Annotated in this window: 5 protein-coding genes; all 5 read left to right on the top strand. The window is 53.1% G+C overall.

Translation table 11 applies throughout. From position 1 onward, the window contains the following. Positions 1-929, top strand: a 929-nt coding sequence (locus V7Z75_RS13795; protein ID WP_442919922.1) for a DNA-directed RNA polymerase subunit beta, incomplete at its 5' end; no start/stop codon positions are given. A gap of 12 nt (positions 930-941) precedes the next feature. After that, positions 942-5,171 (top strand): DNA-directed RNA polymerase subunit beta', encoded by a 4,230-nt coding sequence (rpoC, locus tag V7Z75_RS13790; protein WP_334109228.1) that lies wholly within the window; start codon positions 942-944, stop codon positions 5,169-5,171. A 95-nt stretch (positions 5,172-5,266) separates the two neighbouring features. Then, positions 5,267-5,644, top strand: coding sequence for a 30S ribosomal protein S12 (gene rpsL / locus V7Z75_RS13785; RefSeq protein WP_011478642.1), 378 nt, complete (start codon positions 5,267-5,269; stop codon positions 5,642-5,644). 36 nt (positions 5,645-5,680) lie between these two features. Continuing rightward, positions 5,681-6,151: a 30S ribosomal protein S7 gene (gene rpsG, locus V7Z75_RS13780; RefSeq protein WP_334109227.1), complete on the top strand. Its 471-nt coding sequence runs from the start codon at positions 5,681-5,683 to the stop codon at positions 6,149-6,151. A 28-nt stretch (positions 6,152-6,179) separates the two neighbouring features. Further along, the gene (gene fusA, locus V7Z75_RS13775; protein WP_334109226.1) at positions 6,180-8,273 is read left to right on the top strand and encodes an elongation factor G; all 2,094 of its coding nucleotides are present in this window, start codon (positions 6,180-6,182) and stop codon (positions 8,271-8,273) included. Positions 8,274-8,369: the final 96 nt, after the last annotated feature.

The following is an 8,369-nucleotide window of genomic DNA, read 5'->3' as shown; positions in this document are numbered from 1 at the left end:
CAGGCGTGCAGAAGATGGTCAAGGTCTACCTGGCCGTCAAGCGCCGTATCCAGCCCGGCGACAAGATGGCGGGCCGCCACGGTAACAAGGGTGTGGTTTCCAAGATCGTGCCGATCGAGGATATGCCGCACATGGCCGACGGTACGCCGATGGACATCGTGCTGAATCCGTTGGGCGTTCCATCGCGGATGAACATCGGCCAGATTCTCGAAGTGCATTTGGGCTGGGCCGCCAAGGGGCTTGGTATCCGTATCGGCAATATGCTACAGGCGCAAGCCAAGGCTGCCGAGCTACGCAGCTTCTTCGAGCAGATATACAACAAGAGCAACGGTAAGCCTGAGGATATCGCTGCCCTGAGCGATGACGAAATCATCGATCTGGCAAGAAACCTCAAGAACGGTGTGCCGTTTGCAACCCCTGTGTTCGATGGCGCGACCGAGGCTGATATCAAGGCTATGCTGGATCTGGCGTTCCCCGATGAAGATCCGCGTACGCAGCAATTGCAGTTCGCTTCCGGCAAGACCCAGGTGACCTTGTTCGACGGCCGTACTGGCGATGCTTTCGAGCGTCCGGTCACCGTGGGCTACATGCACGTGCTCAAGCTGCACCACTTGGTCGATGACAAGATGCACGCTCGTTCTACCGGTCCTTACTCGCTGGTTACCCAGCAGCCATTGGGCGGTAAAGCCCAGTTCGGTGGCCAGCGCTTCGGTGAAATGGAAGTGTGGGCGCTGGAAGCCTATGGTGCTTCCTATACCTTGCAGGAAATGTTGACCGTGAAGTCAGATGACGTCACTGGCCGTACCAAGGTATACGAAAACATCGTCAAGGGTGAGCACAAGATCGACGCTGGCATGCCAGAGTCCTTCAACGTGTTGGTGAAGGAAATCCGTTCGCTCGCCATTGATATTGATCTTGACCGCAACTAAGGAGAAAAGCGCGTGAAAGCTCTATTAGATTTATTCAAGCAGGTCACTCAGGAAGAAGAGTTTGACGCGATCAAGATCGCGTTGGCCTCTCCTGAAAAGATTCGCTCCTGGTCCTACGGCGAGGTCAAGAAGCCCGAGACCATCAACTACCGTACTTTCAAGCCAGAGCGGGATGGCCTGTTCTGCGCCAAGATCTTCGGCCCAATCAAGGACTACGAGTGCTTGTGTGGCAAGTACAAGCGCCTCAAACATCGTGGCGTGATCTGCGAAAAGTGCGGCGTGGAAGTCACCTTGTCCAAGGTGCGCCGCGAACGCATGGCGCACATCGAACTGGCTAGTCCGGTCGCCCATATCTGGTTCCTGAAGTCTTTGCCCAGCCGTCTGGGCATGGTGCTGGACATCGCCTTGCGCGATATCGAACGCGTACTCTACTTCGAGGCATACATCGTCATTGATCCAGGCATGACGCCGCTCACCCGTGGCCAATTGCTGACCGAGGACGATTACCTGGCCAAGGTGGAAGAATACGGTGACGAATTCAATGCCGTCATGGGTGCCGAAGCCGTGCGCGAACTGTTGCGTACCATGGATATCCATACCGAAATCGAGAAGTTGCGCCGTGAACTCGGTGAAACCGGTTCTGAAGCCAAGATCAAGAAGATCGCCAAGCGCTTGAAGGTGCTGGAGGCATTCCAGAAGTCTGGCATCAAGCCGGAATGGATGATCCTGGAAGTGCTGCCCGTGTTGCCTCCGGAACTGCGCCCATTGGTTCCGTTGGACGGTGGTCGTTTCGCCACTTCCGACCTGAACGATCTCTATCGTCGTGTCATCAACCGAAACAATCGCTTGAAGCGCCTGCTGGAACTGAAGGCGCCTGAAATCATCGTGCGTAACGAAAAGCGCATGCTGCAGGAAGCTGTTGATTCGCTGCTCGACAACGGTCGCCGTGGCAAGGTCATGACCGGCGCCAACAAGCGTCCGTTGAAGTCATTGGCTGACATGATCAAGGGTAAGGGCGGCCGTTTCCGTCAGAACCTGTTGGGTAAGCGCGTCGACTACTCCGGCCGTTCCGTGATTGTGGTTGGACCTCAACTCAAACTGCATCAGTGCGGTCTGCCGAAAAAGATGGCGTTGGAGTTGTTCAAGCCATTCATTTTCCACAAGCTGGAAGTGCTGGGCTTGGCTACCACTATCAAGGCTGCCAAGAAAAAGGTGGAAGAGGAAGGACCAGAAGTCTGGGATATCCTCGAAGATGTGATTCGCGAGCATCCGGTATTGCTGAATCGTGCACCTACATTGCACCGTCTGGGTATCCAGGCCTTTGAGCCGACCCTGATCGAAGGCAAGGCGATCCAGTTGCATCCATTGGTGTGTGCCGCGTTTAACGCCGACTTCGACGGTGACCAGATGGCGGTTCACGTGCCACTGAGCCTGGAAGCGCAAATGGAAGCCCGTACCCTGATGCTGGCCTCCAATAACGTGCTGTCTCCAGCCAACGGCGAGCCTATTATTGTTCCATCACAGGACATCGTATTGGGCCTGTACTATATGACGCGCGAGAAGAAGGCTGCGCGTGGCGAAGGTATACGTTTCGCCAACGTGGCTGAAGTACAGCGTGCGTATGACAGTGGATTGGTGGATTTGCATGCGCGCATTACCGTGCGCCTCAAGGAATACGATGTAGACCTCGATGGCAGCAAGCGCGAAAAGATTACTCGTTACGAAACTACCGTTGGCCGTGCCTTGCTGTCTGAAATTCTGCCAGCAGGACTGCCATTCAGTGTGATCGACAAAGCACTGAAAAAGAAAGAAATCTCTCGCCTGATTAATGCCAGTTTCCGTCGCGTGGGTATCCGCGAGACCGTGATTTTTGCCGACAAGCTGATGTACACCGGTTATACCTATGCCACCAAGGCCGGTATTTCGATCAGCATCAACGATATGTTGGTGCCGCCAGAGAAGGAGCAACTGATTGCTTCCGCCGAAGCCGAAGTCAAAGAAATCGAGGATCAGTATGTTTCCGGTCTAGTGACGCAAGGCGAACGCTACAACAAGGTAGTGGATATCTGGGGGCGTGCCGGCGATAAGGTGGCCGATGCGATGATGAAGCAGTTGCGTGAAGAAGTCGTGCGCAATGTGGATGGTGAAATTGCCAAAGATGCTGAGGGCAAGGAAGTCAAGCAGGAATCTTTCAATGCGATTTACATGATGGCCGACTCCGGAGCCCGTGGTTCTGCGGCGCAGGTACGTCAGCTCGCAGGTATGCGCGGACTGATGGCGAAGCCGGACGGTTCGATTATTGAAACGCCGATTACCGCGAATTTCCGTGATGGTCTGAACGTGTTGCAATACTTTATTTCAACACACGGCGCGCGTAAGGGTCTGGCTGATACTGCATTGAAGACTGCGAACTCCGGTTACCTGACTCGCCGCTTGGTGGACGTGACTCAGGACTTAGTGGTGACCGAGCATGATTGCGGCACGACAGAAGGTTTGTACACTAAGGCCTTGGTCAAGGGCGGTGAAGTGGTCGAGCCGTTGCACGATCGTATTCTTGGCCGTGTGGCTGCGCTGGATATCCTCAATCCTGAAACCCAGGAAGTGGTTTATCCTGCAGGCACATTGCTGACTGAAGACGAAGTCGAGCATATCGACGCGCTGGGTATCGACGAAGTCAAGGTGCGTACTGCGCTGACCTGCGATACACGTTACGGCATCTGCGCCAAGTGCTATGGTCGTGACCTGGGTCGCGGCAAGCTCATCAACATGGGTGAGGCTGTTGGCGTGATTGCTGCGCAGTCCATCGGCGAACCGGGCACGCAGCTGACCATGCGTACTTTCCACATTGGTGGTGCGGTATCGCGTGCAGCCTCCGTTAGCCAGGCGGAAAGCAAGTCCAATGGTATCGTGAGTTTCACGTCTACCATGCGCTATGTTACTAATGCGCGTAACGAGCAAGTGGTAATTTCACGGAATGGTGAAGCGATTATTCAGGATGAAAGTGGTCGTGAGCGTGAGCGCCATAAGGTGCCTTATGGCGCGACACTACAGATTACCGACGGTAAGCAGATCAAGGCTGGCCAGGCACTGGCAACCTGGGATCCGCACACACGTCCGATTATTACCGAGTACGCTGGTCGCGTGAAGTTCGAGAACGTCGAAGAGGGTGTGACTGTAGCCAAGCAGGTGGACGAAGTCACTGGTTTGTCCTCTTTGGTGGTGATCGACCCCAAGCAGCGTGCTGGCCAATCCAAGGGCTTGCGCCCGCAGGTGAAGCTATTGGACGCCAATGGCGTTGAAGTCAAGGTGGCTGGCGGTGAAACTCCGGTCAGTGTGACTTTCCAGCTTGGTTGCATCATCACGGTGAAGGACGGTCAGGAAGTGGGCGTGGGTGAAGTGCTTGCACGTATCCCGCAGGAATCTTCCAAGACCCGTGACATTACCGGTGGTCTGCCGCGTGTGGCTGAACTGTTTGAAGCGCGCTCTCCCAAGGATGCAGGTCTATTGGCTGAAATCACTGGTACGATTTCCTTCGGTAAGGATACCAAGGGCAAGCAGCGTCTGGTCATTACCGACCTGGACGGTGTTTCCAATGAATTCCTGATCCCCAAGGACAAGCACGTCACCGCACACGATGGTCAAGTGGTGACCAAGGGCGAAAGCATTGTCGATGGTCCGGCAGATCCGCAGGATATTTTGCGACTGCAAGGCCGTGAGGCATTAGCGCGTTACATCATTGATGAAGTACAGGACGTATACCGTCTGCAAGGTGTGAAGATCAACGACAAGCATATTGAAGTGATTGTGCGCCAGATGCTGCGCCGCGTGCGCATCACAGATGCGGGTGACACCAACTTCATCATGGGTGAGCAGGTCGAGCGTGCGGATGTATTGGCGGAGAATGAGCGTGTCTTGGCGGAAGATGGACGTCCAGCCAGCTTTGAATATGTGCTGCTGGGTATTACCAAGGCATCCTTGTCGACCGACTCCTTTATCTCTGCCGCCTCCTTCCAGGAAACAACTCGCGTGTTGACGGAAGCTGCAATTCTGGGCAAACGCGACGAACTGCGCGGCCTGAAGGAGAACGTCATCGTGGGTCGCTTGATCCCGGCAGGTACGGGTCTGGCTTACCATGAGACACGTAAGCGTAACGTTGCTGGCGTAGATTCTGCTCCGGCAATCATTGAAGAAGCTGACAATGTACAAGTGGAAGAAACCTCTGGAAATCCTGAGGTTGCTTGACAACACATTGAACGCTAAATAAAATGCTAAGTTTTCCGGGATGGCGTTTCGCCATCCCGTAATTTTTAGCGGTTAAAATATAAAGGCTAAAGGTTATGCCAACCATCAATCAATTAGTGCGCAAGCCGCGCCAAAAAGTAGTTGCGAAGAGCAAAGTGCCAGCTCTGGAGAGCTGTCCACAAAAACGTGGTGTATGTACTCGTGTTTACACCACAACCCCAAAGAAACCGAACTCCGCTTTGCGTAAGGTTGCCAAGGTGCGCCTGACCAATGGCTATGAAGTCATCAGCTATATCGGCGGTGAAGGCCACAACCTGCAAGAGCACTCTGTTGTACTGTTGCGCGGTGGTCGTGTGAAGGACTTGCCAGGTGTGCGTTACCACATGGTACGCGGTAGCCTGGATACTGCTGGTGTCAAGGACCGTAAGCAGGCCCGCTCCAAGTACGGTGCTAAGCGCCCTAAGGCTGCTTAATAATAAGCGCCTAAAAGTTAAGGAATCGAGAAAGCCATGCCAAGACGTAGAGAAGTTCCCAAGCGTAACATCCTGCCTGATCCAAAATTCGGCAGTCAGGAAGTTTCAAAGTTCGTTAATGTGCTGATGACCGGTGGTAAGAAGTCGGTTGCAGAGCGTATTCTGTACGGCGCGTTTGATCAAATCACCCAAAAGAGCGGCAAGGATGCGCTGGAAGTATTTACTCTGGCCATTGGTAACTTGCGTCCTGTGGTGGAGGTGAAGAGTCGCCGTGTGGGTGGTGCAAACTACCAGGTGCCTGTTGAGGTGCGTCCTGCACGCCGTAACGCGTTGGCGATGCGCTGGCTGCGTGATGCAGCGCGCAAGCGTGGTGAGAAGTCCATGGGTCTGCGTCTTGCGGCTGAGTTGGTGGAAGCCTCCGAAGGTCGTGGCGCTGCTATGAAGAAGCGTGAAGAAGTTCATCGTATGGCAGAAGCCAATAAGGCATTCTCGCATTTCCGTTTCTAAAACTCAGACAAAAAGTTAGGTAATTACTGTGGCTCGCAAAACCCCTATTGAACGCTATCGCAATATCGGTATCAGTGCGCATATCGATGCTGGTAAAACGACGACATCTGAGCGTATTCTGTTTTATACCGGCGTGACTCACAAGTTGGGTGAAGTGCATGATGGCGCTGCGACGACTGACTGGATGGAGCAAGAGCAAGAGCGTGGTATCACGATCACTTCCTCTGCTGTCACCTGTTTCTGGAAGGGTATGGATTTATCCCGCCCTGAATATCGCATCAACATTATTGATACTCCTGGACACGTAGACTTTACGATTGAAGTCGAGCGTTCCATGCGTGTGCTGGATGGTGCTTGCATGGTGTACTGCGCGGTGGGTGGTGTGCAGCCTCAGTCTGAGACTGTTTGGCGTCAAGCCAATAAACATAAGGTGCCTCGTCTGGCTTTCGTGAACAAGATGGACCGTACTGGCGCCAACTTCTTCAAGGTTGTTGAGCAGATGAAGTTGCGCCTCAAGGCCAATCCCGTACCTGTGGTAATTCCTATTGGTGCTGAAGATACTTTCGCTGGCGTGGTTGACCTCATTAAGATGAAAGCGGTTATCTGGGATGAAGCTTCCCAGGGTATGAAGTTTGAATACCAGGATATCCCTGCTGATCTCGTGGATACTGCCAATGAGTGGCGCGAGAAGATGGTGGAGTCTGCTGCCGAAGCTTCCGAAGAGTTGATGAATAAGTATCTGGAAAATGGTGATCTGTCCGAAGCGGAAATCATTGCCGGTTTGCGTCAGCGTACTATTGCTACCGAAATTCAACCTATGCTGTGCGGCTCTGCGTTCAAGAATAAGGGCGTGCAACGTATGCTGGATGCGGTTCTGGATTTTCTGCCGTCGCCAGTGGATATTCCTGATGTGGCTGGTGAAAGTGAAACTGGTGAGCCATTAACCCGTAAGGCTGATGACAAAGAGTATTTCTCTGCGTTGGCGTTCAAGTTGATGAGTGATCCGTTCGTTGGTCAGCTGACATTTGTGCGTGTGTATTCCGGAGTGTTGACCAAGGGTGAGACGGTTTACAACTCCAGCAGTGGTCGTAAGGAACGTATCGGTCGTATCGTGCAGATGAGTGCGAACGAACGTAACGAAATCGAAGAGATTCGTGCTGGCGATATTGCTGCCTGTATCGGTCTGAAGGATGTGACGACTGGTGAGACATTATGTTCGCTGGATCATCCTATTATTCTGGAGCGCATGGTATTCCCTGAGCCGGTGATTCACGTGGCTGTTGAGCCAAAGACCAAGAGTGATCAGGAAAAAATGGGCCTGGCGCTGGGCCGTCTGGCGCAGGAAGATCCTTCTTTCCGGGTACGTACTGATGAAGAAACCAACCAGACGATTATCTCCGGTATGGGTGAGTTGCACCTGGAAATCATTGTCGATCGCATGAAGCGTGAATTCAACGTGGAAGCTAATGTTGGCGCGCCTCAGGTTGCATATCGCGAAGCGATCAAGAAGTCTGTTGAGGTTGAAGGCAAGTTCGTCAAGCAGTCCGGTGGTAAGGGTCAATACGGTCACGTATGGATCAAGATGGAGCCTAACGAAGCTGGCAAGGGGTATGAATTCGTTGACCAGATCAAGGGTGGTACCGTGCCACGCGAATTTATTCCTGCGGTGGATAAGGGATTGCGTGAAACCATTCCTAGTGGCGTGTTGGCTGGCTTCCCTGTCGTCGATGTGAAGGTAACCTTGTTTGATGGTTCCTACCATGATGTTGACTCCAACGAAAACGCCTTTAAGATGGCGGCTTCCATGGCGTTCAAGGATGGTATGCGCAAGGCGGATCCTATCCTGCTGGAGCCTATCATGGCGGTTGAGGTGGAAACACCTGAAGATTACATGGGTGATGTGATGGGTGACTTGTCCTCCCGTCGCGGCGTGATTCAGGGTATGGATGACCTGGTCGGCGGTGGTAAGGCGATTCGCGCTGAGGTTCCCCTGTCTGAAATGTTTGGTTATGCCACATCTGTGCGTTCCTTGACGCAAGGGCGTGCGACCTACAGCATGGAGTTCAAGCACTACTCTGAAGCTCCGAGAAACGTGGCAGAAGCCATTATTAACAAGAAGTAATTGCTTGATATTTAAGCGAATAGATCATTTAAGGAAATAGAGAAATGGCAAAAGGTAAATTTGAGCGGACGAAGCCGCACGTAAACGTTGGAACGA

Origin of the sequence: Methylobacillus sp. (assembly GCF_036844465.1) — a bacterium.
In the GTDB taxonomy this organism is placed as follows: domain Bacteria; phylum Pseudomonadota; class Gammaproteobacteria; order Burkholderiales; family Methylophilaceae; genus Methylobacillus.
The sequence above is the reverse complement of the archived record's forward strand: the minus strand, read 5'-3'. Positions and strand labels throughout refer to the sequence as shown.

Excerpts from the sequence above, each read along its gene's own strand:
- rpsL (WP_011478642.1), top strand. The coding sequence starts at position 5,267 with ATGCCAACCATCAATCAATTAGTGCGCAAGCCGCGCCAAAAAGTAGTT.
- rpsG (WP_334109227.1), top strand. The coding sequence starts at position 5,681 with ATGCCAAGACGTAGAGAAGTTCCCAAGCGTAACATCCTGCCTGATCCA.